Source organism: Xenorhabdus siamensis (genome assembly GCF_037996745.1).
GTDB classification, from domain to species: Bacteria; Pseudomonadota; Gammaproteobacteria; order Enterobacterales; family Enterobacteriaceae; genus Xenorhabdus; species Xenorhabdus indica.
This window is the reverse complement of sequence record NZ_JBBMXE010000014.1, coordinates 290,165-305,917: the sequence shown is the minus strand read 5'-3', so window position 1 is coordinate 305,917 and position 15,753 is coordinate 290,165. Positions and strand designations below refer to the sequence as shown.

Annotated in this window: 14 protein-coding genes; 10 read left to right on the top strand and 4 right to left on the bottom strand. The window is 41.5% G+C overall.

Annotated elements, in window-relative coordinates:
* Positions 1 to 224: 224 nt before the first annotated feature.
* Positions 225 to 476, top strand: coding sequence for a multiple stress resistance protein BhsA (bhsA, locus tag AAC852_RS15420; RefSeq protein ID WP_340621758.1), 252 nt, complete (start codon positions 225 to 227; stop codon positions 474 to 476).
* Between the two features lie 116 nt (positions 477 to 592).
* Positions 593 to 1,024 (top strand): YhbP family protein, encoded by a 432-nt coding sequence (locus AAC852_RS15415; protein WP_340621757.1) that lies wholly within the window; start codon positions 593 to 595, stop codon positions 1,022 to 1,024.
* Positions 1,025 to 1,067: 43 nt separating this feature from the next.
* On the opposite strand, the gene nrdG is transcribed toward AAC852_RS15415, so the two are convergent.
* From nrdG to pyrI, 4 genes are all read right to left on the bottom strand, one after another.
* Positions 1,068 to 1,532 carry an anaerobic ribonucleoside-triphosphate reductase-activating protein gene (gene nrdG / locus AAC852_RS15410; RefSeq protein WP_340621756.1) on the bottom strand — a complete coding sequence of 155 codons (465 nt, stop codon included), beginning with the start codon at positions 1,530 to 1,532 and terminating at the stop codon, positions 1,068 to 1,070.
* A gap of 4 nt (positions 1,533 to 1,536) precedes the next feature.
* On the bottom strand, positions 1,537 to 3,447 hold the full coding sequence (gene nrdD, locus AAC852_RS15405; protein WP_340621846.1) for an anaerobic ribonucleoside-triphosphate reductase: 1,911 nt from the start codon (positions 3,445 to 3,447) through the stop codon (positions 1,537 to 1,539).
* Positions 3,448 to 3,741: 294 nt separating this feature from the next.
* The gene (gene ridA, locus AAC852_RS15400) at positions 3,742 to 4,128 is read right to left on the bottom strand and encodes a 2-iminobutanoate/2-iminopropanoate deaminase (RefSeq protein WP_038261552.1); all 387 of its coding nucleotides are present in this window, start codon (positions 4,126 to 4,128) and stop codon (positions 3,742 to 3,744) included.
* Between the two features lie 86 nt (positions 4,129 to 4,214).
* Positions 4,215 to 4,694: an aspartate carbamoyltransferase regulatory subunit gene (gene pyrI, locus AAC852_RS15395; protein WP_340621755.1), complete on the bottom strand. Its 480-nt coding sequence runs from the start codon at positions 4,692 to 4,694 to the stop codon at positions 4,215 to 4,217.
* A 424-nt stretch (positions 4,695 to 5,118) separates the two neighbouring features.
* Here pyrI and AAC852_RS15390 point away from each other — a divergent pair, with 424 nt between their 5' ends.
* The 8 genes from AAC852_RS15390 to AAC852_RS15355 all read left to right on the top strand — a co-directional run bounded on the left by AAC852_RS15390 (position 5,119) and on the right by AAC852_RS15355 (position 15,743).
* The gene (locus tag AAC852_RS15390; protein WP_052189693.1) at positions 5,119 to 5,844 is read left to right on the top strand and encodes a M15 family metallopeptidase; all 726 of its coding nucleotides are present in this window, start codon (positions 5,119 to 5,121) and stop codon (positions 5,842 to 5,844) included.
* Between the two features lie 54 nt (positions 5,845 to 5,898).
* A complete protein-coding gene (locus AAC852_RS15385) occupies positions 5,899 to 7,119 on the top strand; it encodes a DUF819 family protein (protein ID WP_340621754.1) in 1,221 nt (406 codons plus the stop codon).
* Positions 7,120 to 7,323: 204 nt separating this feature from the next.
* Positions 7,324 to 8,091, top strand: a complete 768-nt coding sequence (locus AAC852_RS15380; protein WP_340621753.1) for a hypothetical protein — start codon at positions 7,324 to 7,326, stop codon at positions 8,089 to 8,091.
* Between the two features lie 525 nt (positions 8,092 to 8,616).
* Complete coding sequence (locus AAC852_RS15375) at positions 8,617 to 10,935, top strand: FdhF/YdeP family oxidoreductase (protein WP_340621752.1); 2,319 nt, start codon at positions 8,617 to 8,619, stop codon at positions 10,933 to 10,935.
* Positions 10,936 to 11,435: 500 nt separating this feature from the next.
* Positions 11,436 to 11,885, top strand: a complete 450-nt coding sequence (locus AAC852_RS15370) for a phage tail protein (protein ID WP_047684479.1) — start codon at positions 11,436 to 11,438, stop codon at positions 11,883 to 11,885.
* A gap of 38 nt (positions 11,886 to 11,923) precedes the next feature.
* Positions 11,924 to 12,994 (top strand): phage tail sheath family protein, encoded by a 1,071-nt coding sequence (locus AAC852_RS15365; RefSeq protein ID WP_340621751.1) that lies wholly within the window; start codon positions 11,924 to 11,926, stop codon positions 12,992 to 12,994.
* Positions 12,995 to 13,019: 25 nt separating this feature from the next.
* Complete coding sequence (locus tag AAC852_RS15360; RefSeq protein WP_340621750.1) at positions 13,020 to 14,468, top strand: phage tail sheath family protein; 1,449 nt, start codon at positions 13,020 to 13,022, stop codon at positions 14,466 to 14,468.
* Between the two features lie 66 nt (positions 14,469 to 14,534).
* Positions 14,535 to 15,743: a phage tail sheath C-terminal domain-containing protein gene (locus tag AAC852_RS15355; RefSeq protein WP_340621749.1), complete on the top strand. Its 1,209-nt coding sequence runs from the start codon at positions 14,535 to 14,537 to the stop codon at positions 15,741 to 15,743.
* The last annotated feature ends 10 nt before the right edge of the window (positions 15,744 to 15,753 follow it).

The window sequence follows — 15,753 nt, the reverse complement described above, 5'->3', positions numbered from 1 at the left end:
AACATTATGAGACCATAGACTGTATTGTGGTTTTTGTAACCATACAACATGATGAATTATATTAAATTACATGTTTATTAACAGTAAGTGACAATATTTCTTATTCAAAATAATTGAAAAACCATAGCAATAATTGCTAATTATCATTTTTTGAAGAAGCGTATAACTTGATCCAAATCACAAAGAGACTCCGTTATATTGAAAAGTAGACAAAGGATCTAAAAATGAGAAATGCAAAATTTATTGCCACTCTTTTAACACTATGTGCTGTTTCATTTGGTTCTTTTGCGGCAACTGAAGTAAGAAATGCTACAGGGGAGAAGATTGGTGTTGTTTCTGTGACGGGAGCAGAAACACTGGATAACCTGACAGAAGAGTTGTCCAAAAAAGCTGACAAAGCTGGAGCAGCTTATTTCCGCATTATTTCTGCTACTGGCCACGATAAACTGCATGGTGTTGCAGAAATCTATAAATAACTTATAGTTAAATCAGTTTAAATATTATACTACTGTACAAATATCAGAACACATCACTGAATCAATATCCAGATGTGTTCTGATTGAGATAAGCAAATATAACAGTATGGAATTAGATGGAATTGAATAAAGATATCTTAATAATTTGCCAGTATCTTGCCGAGCAACATGTCTTCACAATTTGTACTTCTTCAAATCAAGATCTATGGTGCGCAAATTGTTTCTATGTTTTTGATGTCGATAAAATGGCACTCTGGTTTATGACTGAACCTGATACCCGCCACGGTAAAATGATGCAGGAAAACGCCATAGTTGCAGGTACTATTGCCGGGCAAACTCACAATGTTTCCCAAATCAGAGGCATTCAGTTTCGTGGTGAAGTCGTCTCATTGACAGGTAAGGCTGAAACAGTTGCCAGAGCAAACTACTGCCACCGTTTTCCTGTTGCAATAACAGCAAAATCGCCTATTTGGCAATTGAACCTGAATGAGATAAAAATGGTGGATAACACACTTGGCTTTGGTAAAAAATTACATTGGCGGCGTTAATATTAGTGCTGCAAATTTCATATCATAAAATTATCGTAATTCATTATCGTAAATAGTGAATGACTTGATTACTACTGCCTCGCCAGATTAGCGCCGGATCGTGCAAATCCTGTTCGAATTTTCCGTCAACTAACACATTAATATAACTGACAATTTCTTGTTGGAGACCGCTTAACTCGTGGAGGACATAACCTGTCCATAGCCAAATATCTTTATCCGGGCACTCTCTCTTTATCCGTTTGATCAATTTGAGAATATCAGGCGTATTGGAGGGATGAAGAGGGTCGCCGCCAGATAATGATATCCCTTGCCGTTTAATGCGGAGATCTTTCAAATCAGTAATGATCTGATCTTCAACAGCTTGCGTGAAGGGGCGACCTGAGTCAGTCCGCCATGTACTTTGGTTATAACAACCACGACATTGATGGGAACAGCCAGCCACAAACAGGGTACAGCGGGTTCCGGGGCCATTAACCACATCAACCGGATAATATTGATGGTAATTCATGATATTAGCCAATTGACCCATTGTTGAGATGCTTGATGCGACGTTTTACCTCTTCCTGTTTACCTGCATTAAATGGACGGGCATCAGGGCTGCCAAGATATCCACAAACCCGTCGGATCACAGAAACATGCGCTGAATCATGATTACCACAACGGGGACAAGTGAACCCTTTGCTGGTACAGGAAAATTCTCCGGTAAAACCGCATTGATAACATTCATCAATTGGAGTATTGGTTCCATAGTAAGGGACACGGGAATAACTGTAGTCCCATACATCTTCCAATGCCTTCAAATTATGTTGCAGATTGGGATATTCGCCGTAGCAGATAAAACCACCATTCGCTAATGGGGGATAAGGTGCTTCAAAATCCAGCTTATCGTAGGGATTAACTTTTTTCTCTACATCCAGATGAAAGCTGTTGGTGTAATAACCCTTATCCGTGACTCCCTGGATCACGCCAAATTCAGCGGCATCAAGGCGACAGAAACGGTCACATAAACTTTCACTTGGCGTACTGTATAAACTGAATCCATAGCCGGTTTCCTGTTTCCAGGTATCAACCGCTTTGCGTAAGCGTTTGACGATAGAGATTGCTTTTTGGCGACGTTGTTCATCGTCAAATAGATGAAAGTGATCACCATATAATGCATTAATCGTTTCATGGATACCAATATACCCTAATGAAATAGAAGCCCGCCCATGTTTGAAGATTTCGCCAATATTGTCATCCTCTTTCAACCTTACTCCGCAAGCGCCTTCCATATAGAGGATAGGGGCAACCCGTGCTTTGGTGTTTTCAAGGCGTCCAATTCGGGTCATTAATGCTTTTTTGGCAACCAACAGGCGTTGTTCCAGTAGCTGCCAAAAACGCATTTCATTGCCTTTGGCTTCAATCGCGATACGGGGAAGATTCAGGCTTATTACCCCCAGATTATTGCGCCCTGCATGAATTTGTTGACCATTCTCTTCGTAAACACTGAGAAAGCTACGGCAACCCATTGGAGTTTTAAATGATCCGGTGACTTTAACCACTTGATCATAATTAAGAATATCGGGATACATGCGCTTGCTGGCACATTCCAGAGCCAATAATTTGATGTCATAGTTAGGATCTCCAAACTTATGATTTAGCCCGTCACGAATGGCAAAAACCAGTTTTGGGAATACGGCGGTTTTGTGATTTTTGCCTAAGCCAGCAATACGGTTACGTAAAATAGCCGTTTGAATCAAACGGGATTCTTTTGATGTTCCCAGTCCAAAACCGAATGTCACAAACGGTGTTTGCCCGTTGGCGGTGTGCAGCGTGTTCACTTCATATTCCAAAGACTGGAAAGCATCGTAACACTCTTTTTCGGTGCGGGCTTCAGCATAGGCTGTGTGATCTGTAATATTCCACTCTTTTGCGATGATCAAATGTTTGTTATAGCTGGCTTCAACAAACGGGGCGAGCACTTCATCAATACGGTCGATGGTTGTACCGCCATAAATATGGCTGGCGACCTGTGCAATAATTTGGGCTGTAATGGCAGTTGCTGTGGAGATCGACTTTGGCGGTTCAATCTCGGCATTACCCATCTTAAACCCTTTGGTCAGCATGCCTTGTAAGTCAACTAACATACAGTTAAACATTGGGAAAAATGGGGCATAATCCAGATCATGATAGTGAATTTCTCCCTTTTCATGTGCCAGAACAACATCACTCGGCAGCATATGTTGTTTGGCATACTGTCTGGCGACGATCCCTGCCAGTAAGTCACGCTGAGTGGGGATCACTTTAGCATCTTTATTGGCATTTTCATTGAGTAAAGGTAGATCGCTTTGTTCGATCAGGCCGCGAATTTCCTGATCTAGTCGATCATGCCATTCATGGAGAGCTTTTTTCTCAACATTAACTGGATGGTTATTGCGCTGCATCACAACCGTTTTCACAATAGAGTTCCTCAATATGCTACCCACAAAATGTTACCCACAAACTAAAATTGCATGATGGTCAGTTTTTAATTTGATGTGGATAATCTTGTGCATAAACACCATATATAGTTATATTTTTATATTTAAGCACAATATGTGGGTTCTTCTAATCAATATACCATGCAATAAGTTGATCTAAGACAAAGAACAGGGAAATTATTCTGGGACGAAGTGGGGAGGCAAAAAGAGAGAATATCAACCCTGATATTGAGCTATCAGGGTTGATGAAGCTATGAATTAGCTACGAACAGCGATAGCTTCGATTTCGATTTTTACATCTTTTGGCAAACGAGCAACTTCAACACATGAGCGAGCAGGGAAAGGCGCGTTATGTTCAGTAAAGAATGCTTCATAGGCTGCATTCACTGTAGCAAAGTCATTCAGATCTTTAACAAACACTGTAGTTTTTACGATATTCGCTACTTTCAGGCCAGATTGTTCAATAATAGCCTTGACGTTTTCCAGTGATTGTCGGGTTTGTGCCGTAATATCTTCAGAAACGTCACCCGTTTTCGGATCAACAGGGATCTGACCGGAAGTGATAACCATGCTGCCCAGATCAACACCCTGAACATAAGGGCCGATTGCGGCTGGTGCATTGTCGGTGTGAATGGAATGTGACATTAGAAACTCCTGTTTAACGTCAGAATGGAAAATTTTTGCGAGGTCAACATTATAGTGCCCCTCTGGCCAGCATCAACTGCGGGATTTTAATCGTTGCTGATGACAGCCTGACGATCAAACTCTTTTTCGCAGTATTTGCAACAGACGACGACATCGTTAGCGGTTTCCATAACGCGGAAACTGCTTTCTACTGGTTCATTATGACTGATACAGTTACTGTTCGGGCATACAAGGATACCGTCAACCTGCTCTGGCAGGTTGATTGGCATCTTCTTCACGACAACGTAATTTTCAATATTATTCACAGTTGCATGTGGCGCATACATAGCGAGTTGATTTGCCTGCTGTTCTGTCAGGAACGTATTTTCAATTTTGATCAGATCTTTCTTACCCAATTGATTGGAAGGCAAATTCAAACCAATAGTAATGCGTTGGTCGGTTTCTGTGAGCTTGAATAGTGACAATAACTTAAAACCGACATGGGCCGGAATGTGGTCGATAACGGTGCCACATTTAATGGCTTCTACTTGTAATTGATGATCTTGTAGTGAATGGTCTTGGGTCATGTTGTACTTTGAATACCGTTTAGGGTATTTCTCCTCCAGATATTAGGGAATCAGGGACATGCTCCTATTTTGTCATATAAGGTTTGGCATTTCATCTTGCGTGATAAACATATCATAGTCGCTTGTGAAATCATTTCTTATGGTATTTCAACCAAATCATTTGGGTTAAATACCTGATGATAAATTTTTGTAATATTATTGAGAAATATATACTGTATCTCCATCAGTGTAATTCCAAATAATGATTTAATTTTCCCGACAGGAAGAAAATAAAATTTGATAGCCTGTATCTTTGTTGCTAGTCTGTAAATGTACTGTTTCTTTTAAAGAAAAAAACTAATGATTCAGTTTTTATTTCTTAAAATAATCAGCAAAATCTATTTAATGTAACATTTTGAAAATCAAGATAAATATAAAGGTGAATATGTTGCACTCTCTGAATGTGGAAAAAATTGTTACGGAAAGAATTTTTGAATGGAGCAACATTAATAAAATACACATCAATGAATGTCATGAATCTTTAGAGATAATTCCTGAGACAGATAAAATAAAATCGCAACCCGTCTATTTTCTTGCAGGTATAAAAGGTTCTGTTGAATATTGTGCAGTAAGAAAAAGTGTGGTTGAAAAATTAGTTGAAGCCTCACAATTGTTACCATCTCATTTAGGGATTTTGGTTTTGGATGGATGGCGTTCACGGGAAACTCAGCAGGCATTACAGGAAAAAACTCAGGCTAAAATAGCTGAGCAATACAGCCAATTATCCATTGAAGAACAAAAAAAATTACTGGAACGATTTGTGGCACCGGCTCCGACGGCACTAAATCCGATTAGCCCTCATCTGACGGGGGGATCAGTGGATGTGACGCTGTTTGACATGACATCTGGAAAGGCATTGTTTATGGGGACTGAGTTTGATGAAGTGGTAGAGCTATCTTATACCGCCGCGTTAGAAAATACACCGGAAAACAACATGCCTGCTACTTTATACCGGAGGATACTGTATCACACCATGATTCAGGTTGGTTTTACTAATTTGCCGACTGAATGGTGGCATTATGATTATGGTAATTCCTCGTGGGCTTTTTATAAAAACAGTAACGCCATTTATGGCGCGGTGGATGCAGATATAAACAAAGCTACAACTTGAAATACGGCGGATGTATTAGCTTTAACTAAACAAAGTTTATTACAGGGGCGAATAATGAAAAGTACCTTAATTAGCGCTGATAATTCATTAATGCTTTGGGCTTTTATTATGATTGCAGTAGCTTGTGCAATTATGTTTGAGCAGAAGTATAAATGGGCGACTAAAATACCGGGTGCGGTTATTGCTCTGGTAATAGCGATATTAGCCTCCAATTTACATATTATTCCGACTGAAGCCCCTGTTTATGATGCTGTCTGGGGATATATTGTCCCTTTAGCTATTCCACTATTATTATTCAAAACCAATTTACAAAACCTTATTAAAGGCAGTTGGCGGTTATTGATATTATTTTTAATTTCTTCTATTGCCACCATGTTTGGAACAATCATCGCTTTCCATCTGCTCAGGAGATATATTCCCGAACTGGATAAAATCAGTGGCATGATTTCCGCATCTTATACGGGAGGAGGTGTCAACTTTGCAGCGATGGCAGCTAAATTAGAACCTTCTCAGAGTATGGTTGCATCCACCATTGTGGCTGATCATGTGATGATGGCAGGTTATTTTATTATCCTGATCGTTATATCGGGCTGGACAGTGGCAAGGAGGTTCTGGGGAAGTCCTTATTCAGATGCGATAGATAATGATCCCAATCTGGATAACGCCCAGACCTTCGCCGCAGCTTATTGGAAACCGAAAAATATCGCCCTGAAAGACATTGTATTATCGCTGGCATGGTCAATCTTTATCGTCGCTTTATCATTCCGCCTCTCATCATGGTTAAAGGCATTGTTTGGGCAACCCGGCACTATTTATCAAGAGCTGGTTTTTAGCCTGATATCTGATAAATATCTGCTCCTTACAACGGTGACATTTATCCTTGTATCGATTTTCAAAAAAACATTCAGCAATCTAAATGGTACGCAGGAGCTTGGTACTTATGCTATTTATATGTTTTTTGTCGTTATCGGTATACCCGCATCAATCCACGCCATTATCAGCAACGCGCCGTTATTGTTTGTCTTTGTTTTCATCATTGCCATGATTAACTTGCTGCTCACCTTCATGGCGGGGAAAGTGTTTAAATTCAGTCTGGAGGAGAACATTCTTGCTTGTAACGCCAATATTGGTGGACCAACCACAGCAGCAGCAATGGCAATCAGCCGGGGTTGGAATACTCTGGTCGGGCCGATTATGGTCATTGGCACAGTGGGTTATGTGATTGGTAATTACGTTGGCACATTTGTTTATTTTGTCGTGGGGAAAATGTCATAGCCGAAGGAGTGCTGTGTTGATAACATTTTCCAAAAAATTATGGGTAATGATAGATGCTGTTACCTTTTACCCGTAAGCATCCGGTGATCTATACCCTGAGTTCGAGGTTGCGTTCCGGCATGGCTTTGTTATTGAGCAGCATTCAATTTAGATTATTAAGTTGCTTCGAAATTGATAGGTAAAATCTTCTTTTTAGTGAATGTAATGAGTGATACTGTATGTATATATAGTATTTTACCATCAAAAATTGAGTTACAAAAAGCGCAGGGGTGGAATGCTTACTTTCAAGTGGCTTTAAAAGGCGGGGAATTTTTGATCGCCGGTTTTATCATGGCTGTATTTATTGATGCGCTATTGTATTTAGCAATGTACCTTATGAATGTACCTGCATATTTAGGGGTAAAATATACTCAATTTACATTTGCTACAGATTTGAATGGATTTAGATACGCCACAGCAAGCTTTTTTTCATGGATTGTGGTTATATCTACAGTACTTATGAGCATAGCTCAAGCTTCAATTGCTAAAAATAGATCAGAAAACTATGAATATAGAATTAAGGCTATTAGGAGTAATGCGAAAAAAGATTCTGTAAATGAATTGTTGCTAGAATCCTTAGAGCGTGGTCTTCTCGTTATGGTCACTCTTAAATCTCGAAAGGTATATGTTGGAATGGTTGATGAAGCGAAGTTTTATAATTTTCACACTCATTCAGATGCAATGGTGTCAATTATACCGTTTATAAGTGGGTATCGAGAGAAAGACAGCTTATCTTTCAAAGTCGAGCATAGTTATGTGACTATTTATAACCAGAAAAATATAACGTTAAATTCTGATCCATTATCAGTGTATCAATTTCGACATATATTACCGATAGACCAAATAGAATCATTTTCTCTATTTGATGTAGATACTTATGTATCGTTTGGCGAGAAAGAGTTAACTACCCCGTCTAAAGAAACCAGTAATTAATTATTATAAGGCCGCTGAATGTGGTCTTTTCTATACTCGCCACCGTAATCACTACACCCCCGACCCGTAATCTTCGCTGACCAATATTATTTTGTATGATTATCAGGATAATATTGACTAGGTGTAGCTTATCGGATGGTTACTTTTATGTAGTAAATTTTTCTGTTTGTTGAATACAAGCTCAGAACCACTTTCACCGTGAGAAGATCACTTGTGTATAGAAAAATTACACTTGTACCTTCCGCTCGAAGCATAAAAAACACTCAGTTATGAATTAAAAATAAGCAATACCTTGTTTTGATAACGTCTTATTATTTATTGTGTTTATTTTCACCAATCTGCTTGCTCTATTGGAGATTGTGATCTCTAACAAATTTCAGTCAGTACTACCAATAGGAAGACAATTCGGTTTTCTCGTTGTATAAGAACGGAATAAATATCACAATAAATCAGTTTGTCGTTTCTGATTCATCTGCCAATCCGTGGCCAATTTTTTGACCACCATGTTAAAAAATCGAGATTGTTATGAAATTCAAAACAAAAATAAAACCTTATCGCGCTGCTGCGGGCGGTTGGGGTTCATTGGAGGCAACAACACGCTTTGTCTTTGATAGTAAACAAGCATTAAAAAACATGGTTAACCTGATGCGCATGAACAAACCCAAAGGCTTTGATTGTCCGGGATGTGCATGGGGAGATGATAACAAAAGCCTTTTCAGTTTCTGCGAAAATGGGGCTAAAGCGGTTACCTGGGAAGCGACCCGTCGCCATGTAGACAACGAATTTTTCGCTAAATACAGCGTCAGTAAACTCTACCAACAAAGTGATTATTTTCTGGAATATCAAGGACGGGTCGTTGAACCGATGCGTTATAACCGTAAAACGGATCACTATGAACCAATTAGTTGGGAGCAGGCTTTTTCTCTTATTGCTCAACATATTAAGGCAATGGATAACCCCAATCAGTTGGAACTGTATACCTCTGGTCGGGCCAGTAATGAAGCTTCGTGGTTGTATCAGTTATTTGGCCGGGTATTGGGAACCAATAATTTCCCAGATTGTTCGAACATGTGCCATGAAGCAAGCGGTTATGGGTTGCTGGAAAGTTTGGGTGTTGGCAAAGGAACCATTCGTCTGAATGATTTTGATCACGCTGAAGCCATCTTTGTGTTTGGTCAAAACCCCGGTACAAACCATCCACGAATGTTGCATAGTTTACGACATGCCGCCGAGCACGGCGCCAGAATTGTCACCTTCAATACATTGCGCGAACGTGGCTTAGAACGTTTTGCTGATCCACAAAAACCACTCGAAATGATCACGCCAATAGCGGGTAATATTAGCCATCGTTACTATCAGCCTAAACTGGGTGGAGATATGGCGGCTGTGCGGGGTATGGTCAAAGCACTTTTAGAAACCCATAACGCACTGACGAATGCCGGAAAAGCAGGTATTTTTGATCAAGATTTTATTTCGGCCTACACCGAAGGTGTGGATGCTTATTTGCAGGAAGTTGCTGCTACTGAGTGGTCGTTTATTGAAGAACAATCAGGCTTAACGCAGGCACAGTTACGCGAGGCTGCTGATATTTATCAGAACGCCGAACGGGTTATTTGTACCTGGGCGATGGGGATTACACAGCATAAACATTCTCTGGATACCGTTCGTGAAATTACAAACCTGCAATTGCTGTTTGGTCAATTGGGTAAACCCGGTGCAGGCGTATGCCCGGTTCGTGGGCACAGCAACGTACAGGGAAACCGGACAATGGGGATAAATGAACAACCTTCCCAATATTTCCTTGATAGTCTGGCAAACCATTTTGGTTTTGAACCGCCTCGTGCCCACGGCCATAATGTCGTGGAAGCGCTGGAAGCTATGTTGCGTGATCAAGTGAAGGTGTTGATCGCTTTAGGAGGGAACCTCGCCGCTGCTGCGCCTGATAGCCCACGTACAGAAGAAGCGCTTCGGCATTGTGACTTAACTGTTCATATCAGTACAAAATTAAATCGGAGTCATCTTATTACTGGTAAAAAAGATGCTCTGATCCTGCCTGCGTTGGGGCGTACTGAACAGGATATCCAGCTCAGTGGTGCACAGTTTGTGACGGTAGAAGACTCTTTCAGCATGGTACATGCTTCCGAGGGAGTGAATAAACCCCTATTTGATACCCAACGTTCTGAAACTGCCATTATTGCAGGTATTGCCGATGCGGTTTTGGGCAATACCCCAACAATTAACTGGCTGGAATTAGCCGGAGATTACAACAAAATCCGTGATCATATTGCGGCAACTATTCCCGGATTTGCTGACTTTAATAAAAAATGTGAACAGCCGGGCGGTTTCTATCTTGGCAATGCTGCGGCAGAACTGCGTTTTCTGACACCGAGCAAAAAAGCTCAGTTTAGCCACGCACCATTACCAAAAACACTGTTCCCACAAATCGACGGAGCTGAAATTCCCTTTGCTTTACAGACATTACGCTCGCATGATCAATACAACACGACCATTTATGGTTTGGATGACCGTTATCGTGGTGTTTATGGTCAGCGGGAAGTTTTGTTTATGAACCCGGAAGATATTGCTCAATTGGGATATCAGGCAGGAGATCTGGTTGATATCGAAACAATATGGCATGACGGTATTGAGCGTAAAGTGCATGGCTTTAAACTTGTTCCTTACACCATTCCTCGCGGAAACCTTGCGGCTTATTACCCGGAAGCTAATCCGTTAGTCCCGATGGATAGCATTGGTAATGGTACGGGGACACCAACATCTAAATCTGTTCCGGTGAAATTATCGTTGACTGAACTGCATGAATCAGAGCCTCAGCGCCTTGTATAATTTTATGTCGCCCTGCTTAAGGAACTGTTATATTAAAAATAGTTCTTTAAGCAGATATCAATTCAAGCCCGGTTTTTGAAATCACATCTGCATTTTCCATTTCATATAACTTCTTTCCTAATAACCCTAATAGCAGTTTTTCACTTAACTCTATTTTCATTTTTAATATCTTATATTTTATTTATTGAATGGTTTTTAACATATATTAAACATTGTGAAATAACAATTAACAAAAATATTTTTATCACAGGAATTAAATTGCATAAAAAGCAAATTGCATTATTGGCAATATACTCATTATAGATTTTTCGGCACGATGATTATTGATATGAATATCGATTTAGGTATCGATTATAAATATCAATGTAAGCATGATATGGCCACAAAAAATTTCCAGAATGATATTCACTGTCATTTTGTGGCGGTAGCTTTCTCCAAATATATAGTCTTACATCCTATTTCAAAGAAACTAACCCTAATCATTTTTTTAAGAGGCTATTATGTCTATAAGCACATCTCAAATTGCAGTTGAATATCCGATTCCCTCTTATCGTTTCATTGTTTCTGTTGGCGATGAAAAAATCCCATTTAACAGTGTTTCAGGATTGGATATTAATTATGAAACCATTGAATACCGTGATGGCGTGGGTAATTGGTTCAAAATGCCGGGGCAGCGTCAACCTATTCATATTACTCTGCGTAAAGGGGTTTTTCCGGGCAAAACAGAATTATTTGATTGGATTAATTCTATCCAGCTTAATCAGGTCGAGAAAAAAGATATTACTATTAGCTTAACCAATGATGCAGGCACTGAGTTATTAATGACCTGGAATGTTGCTAATGCTTTTCCTACCTCGCTGACTTCTCCTTCCTTTGATGCGACCAGCAATGACATCGCTGTTCAGGAAATTACTCTGACAGCCGATCGCGTAACTATGCAGGCTGTTTGAGGCATTGATAGTTACTTATCTTGTATAAGGAAATTTTTATGACAATCGATACCCGTTATCCTGGCGTTTATATTGAAGAGTTGAATAGCCTGGCGCTATCTGTATCTCATAGCGCCACCGCCGTCCCTGTTTTTGCAGTAAATGAAAAAAATAATATTATTGCCGAAAACACCGCATTACGAATTAATTCCTGGATGGAATATCTTAATAAGGTATCAAATAATTTTAATACAGCAGATAAATTGTCAGTTTCTCTGCGGGCTTATTTTACCAATGGCGGAGGTTACTGCTATCTCGTTAAGACCAATAGCTTAGAAAAAGTGATCCCAACCTTAGATGATGTCACCTTGCTGGTTGCTGCGGGTGAAGATATTAAAACAGCAGCAGCGACCTTATGCCAACCAGGGAAAGGGTTATTTGCCATTTTTGATGGACCTGAAGAAGCGTTGAATATCAAGAATGCGGAGACAGTTAAGAACAGATATGACGCCACAGCGTTCGCCGCAGTTTACTACCCGTGGCTGAAAGCGGATTGGGCCAAGACGACCATTCCACCGAGTGCTGTTATAGCCGGAGTTTACGCCTCTGTCGATCTCTCTCGCGGAGTCTGGAAAGCGCCTGCCAATATCGCATTGAAAGGGGGTCTGGAGCCTGCATTCCTGATCACGGATGAAGTTCAGGGTGCATATAACTCCGGCCGTGCCATCAATATGATTCGAAATTTCAGCAATACCGGCGCTACCGTCTGGGGAGCAAGAACACTGCAAGATGATGACAACTGGCGCTATGTCCCTGTACGTCGCCTGTTTAATACCGTTGAGCGAGATGTTAAGCGTGCCATGAGCTTCGCCATGTTTGAACCTAACAACCAGCCGACTTGGGAACGTGTCAGAGCGGCAATCAGCAACTATCTTCATGGCTTATGGCAACAAGGGGGATTGGCTGGCAGTAAGGAAGAAGAAGCTTACTTCGTACAGATTGGCAAGGGGATCACGATGACACCAGAACAGATTCAGCAAGGACAAATGATTGTAAAAATCGGCCTGGCGGCTGTTCGGCCTGCGGAATTTATCATCCTCCAGTTTACGCAAGATGTAGAACAGCATTAATCATACTGATTGATAAGGAATTATTATGCCAGCTAATTTAAAAGGGCCCGGTGTTTATATTGAAGAGGATGCATCCCTTGCATTGTCTGTTAGCAACAGCCCAACTGCCGTGCCTGTTTTTATCGGCAAATTTACCCCAAAAACGGCGGCGCCAACCCAAGCCTGTATGCGTATCAACAATTGGCTTGAATTTACTTCCTCTTTTTCTTTGACGCCAGTGACAGAAATTGTCATCCGCTCTAGTCTTGAAGCCTCTTCTTCTTCTGATGGCGTAAAAAAAGGCGCAACAGAAAAAGAACAGGATAAGAAAGAAAAAATCGAAAATAAAGAGACTGAAACCCAGGAGACTCCCAACGTTCAGACTCTCTCGGCAGAGGAAGAAGAACCCCAAAAATGGATTCACAATATTGAGGACGTCAATCTATCTCAAGCCGTAGAAGCCTTGAGGCTCTATTTTCAAAATGGGGGTGGGGCTTGTTATATCTACCCGTTAAACAATGTCAGTGACGATTTGGCTCTGGCCTCCATTCCTAATGTGATAGAACAAAAAGGGGATATCACCCTGTTGGTTTGTCCAGAAGCAGATTGGAATTATAAAAACAAAGTCTATGGTGCAGTCAGCCCACTGTTAGATGATGATAAAGTAGGCTATTTTCTGATTGCAGATAGCCACAATGGTGAACCGACAACTAGTGTAGGCAATGGTGCTAAGGTTGCCACTTATTATCCTCTGTTGGAAACAAACCTGAAATTATCTGCTTTGCCTGACGATAAGGACGTTATTATCAGTGGGTATCAGGATGAATCAGGCAAAGATAAACTGAAAAATCTGGATGAACTCAGGAAAAAAGATAAGACGCTGGCGCAGAACATTAATGACAAATTGCAGCAGAAACAGCAATGTGAACTCATTTTTCCTCCAAGTTCCGCCATTGCAGGTATTTATTGCAAAACAGATAACCAGCGTGGTGTCTGGAAAGCGCCAGCCAACGTTGCACTTACCGGCATCAAAAGATTGACGGATATAGTCGATGACGAACGACAGGGCAACATGAATAACAAAGGCATTAATGTCATTCGTTCATTTACTGATCGAGGCATAATGGTTTGGGGAGCCCGTACTTGTACCGACACCAACGATACCCATTGGCGCTATATTCCTGTCCGCCGCCTGTTCAATTCCGTCGAACGCGATATCCGTCAGGCATTGCGAGCCGTATTATTTGAAACCAATAATCAACCGACCTGGATGCGTGCCAAAGCTGCCGTTGACCAATATCTTTATGCTCTCTGGCAAAAAAATGCCCTGATGGGGGATAAGCCGGAAGAAGCTTATTTTGTCCATATTGGTCAGGGTATCACCATGTCTGATACCGATATTAAAAACGGCAAAATGATCATGAAAGTCGGTCTGGCCGCAGTGCGACCGGCTGAATTTATCGTTCTGCAATTTACGCAGGATGTTGCTCAGTAATCTCCGAGATTAAATACCAGGCACTGAATTAGCAGTGCCTATCTCACCCAATGAAAGGAGATGATGATGGAAAGAATTCAACCGGGCGTAACTTTAACAGAAAGTATCATTGCTACAGGTCAGCAAGAAATACCTGGCGCAGTGCCAGTATTTATTGGTTATACATCCCACAATTCACAACAAGCAAAAACCGCAGTTCGTATCGACAATCTGGCGGAATATACCCGGCTATTTGGTGACAATCATCTGATGGCATGGGCGGTCAGACACTATTTCGATAATGGCGGGAAACAGGCTTTTGTTTTGCCGCTGCAAGGCAATATGCCCTCAGCAAACATGACCCAGGCAGAAGCCGAAGTACTGATAACAGCATTAAGGTCTGATGCGGTGTCAGAAGCTATCGGTGGGGAATCACAGATTACCCTGATTTTGGCACCGGATATTGCCCGACTGAATGACAGTGACATTGATGATCAACACACTTTGATCAAGTTGTGGTCTGAAAGCTGGATGGCACTGCTGCAACTAAGCCAGATCCGCGCCAATCTCTTTGTGCTGCTGGATGCGCCGGATGAAGTTGAACAGGCCCGGCAATGTCTGGAAGGTCTCTCATCAGAGCTTCGCCAATGGGGAGCCGCTTATTGGCCTCGTCTGGAAACCACTTATCAGGTTATATCCAGCCCACACAATATCGTGCTCTCTCCCACCGCCGCGATTGCGGCAGTTATCCAGCACACAGATAGTGACGTCGGTGTGTGGAAAGCACCAGCCAATATTGCCCTCTCTCAGGTTATTCGGCCGGTTAAGTCTTATCTGCAAGGGAGTGTGCTGTTTAACGTCAATGGCGCTTCACTCAATGTGATCCGCACTTTCCCCGGCAAAGGCATACGCATATGGGGATGCCGCACACTGGAAAACAGGGATAGCTCGCCGTGGCGTTACCTGCAAACACGACGTCTGGTTTCTTATGTTACCGTGCATTTGGCGCAATTGGCCCGTATGTATCTCTTTGAGCCTAATAACGAACTGACGTGGATGAAATGCAAGGGGCAAAGTTACAACTGGTTACGGCAACTGTGGTTACAGGGCGGCTTGTATGGTTCACGGGAAGATGAGGCATTTACTGTGCTGTTAGGCGTAAATGAAACGATGACTGAAGAGGATATCCGTGCCGGGAAAATGATCATGAAAGTTGCTTTGGCCGTCTTGTCTCCCGCTGAATTTATCGAAATCAGTTTGGTATTTGATACCCAAACGGGAGCGCTTTTGTCTTAAGAAGGAAAGA

Coding starts and splice junctions, on each gene's coding strand:
- AAC852_RS15385 (WP_340621754.1), top strand. CDS start 5,899: ATGAAAAGTACCTTAATTAGCGCTGATAATTCATTAATGCTTTGGGCT.
- AAC852_RS15390 (WP_052189693.1), top strand. CDS start 5,119: ATGTTGCACTCTCTGAATGTGGAAAAAATTGTTACGGAAAGAATTTTT.
- AAC852_RS15415 (WP_340621757.1), top strand. CDS start 593: ATGGAATTGAATAAAGATATCTTAATAATTTGCCAGTATCTTGCCGAG.
- ridA (WP_038261552.1), bottom strand. CDS start 4,128: ATGTCACATTCCATTCACACCGACAATGCACCAGCCGCAATCGGCCCT.
- nrdG (WP_340621756.1), bottom strand. CDS start 1,532: ATGAATTACCATCAATATTATCCGGTTGATGTGGTTAATGGCCCCGGA.
- AAC852_RS15355 (WP_340621749.1), top strand. CDS start 14,535: ATGGAAAGAATTCAACCGGGCGTAACTTTAACAGAAAGTATCATTGCT.
- bhsA (WP_340621758.1), top strand. CDS start 225: ATGAGAAATGCAAAATTTATTGCCACTCTTTTAACACTATGTGCTGTT.
- AAC852_RS15375 (WP_340621752.1), top strand. CDS start 8,617: ATGAAATTCAAAACAAAAATAAAACCTTATCGCGCTGCTGCGGGCGGT.
- AAC852_RS15380 (WP_340621753.1), top strand. CDS start 7,324: ATGAGTGATACTGTATGTATATATAGTATTTTACCATCAAAAATTGAG.
- pyrI (WP_340621755.1), bottom strand. CDS start 4,694: ATGACCCAAGACCATTCACTACAAGATCATCAATTACAAGTAGAAGCC.
- AAC852_RS15370 (WP_047684479.1), top strand. CDS start 11,436: ATGTCTATAAGCACATCTCAAATTGCAGTTGAATATCCGATTCCCTCT.
- AAC852_RS15360 (WP_340621750.1), top strand. CDS start 13,020: ATGCCAGCTAATTTAAAAGGGCCCGGTGTTTATATTGAAGAGGATGCA.
- AAC852_RS15365 (WP_340621751.1), top strand. CDS start 11,924: ATGACAATCGATACCCGTTATCCTGGCGTTTATATTGAAGAGTTGAAT.
- nrdD (WP_340621846.1), bottom strand. CDS start 3,447: ATGCAGCGCAATAACCATCCAGTTAATGTTGAGAAAAAAGCTCTCCAT.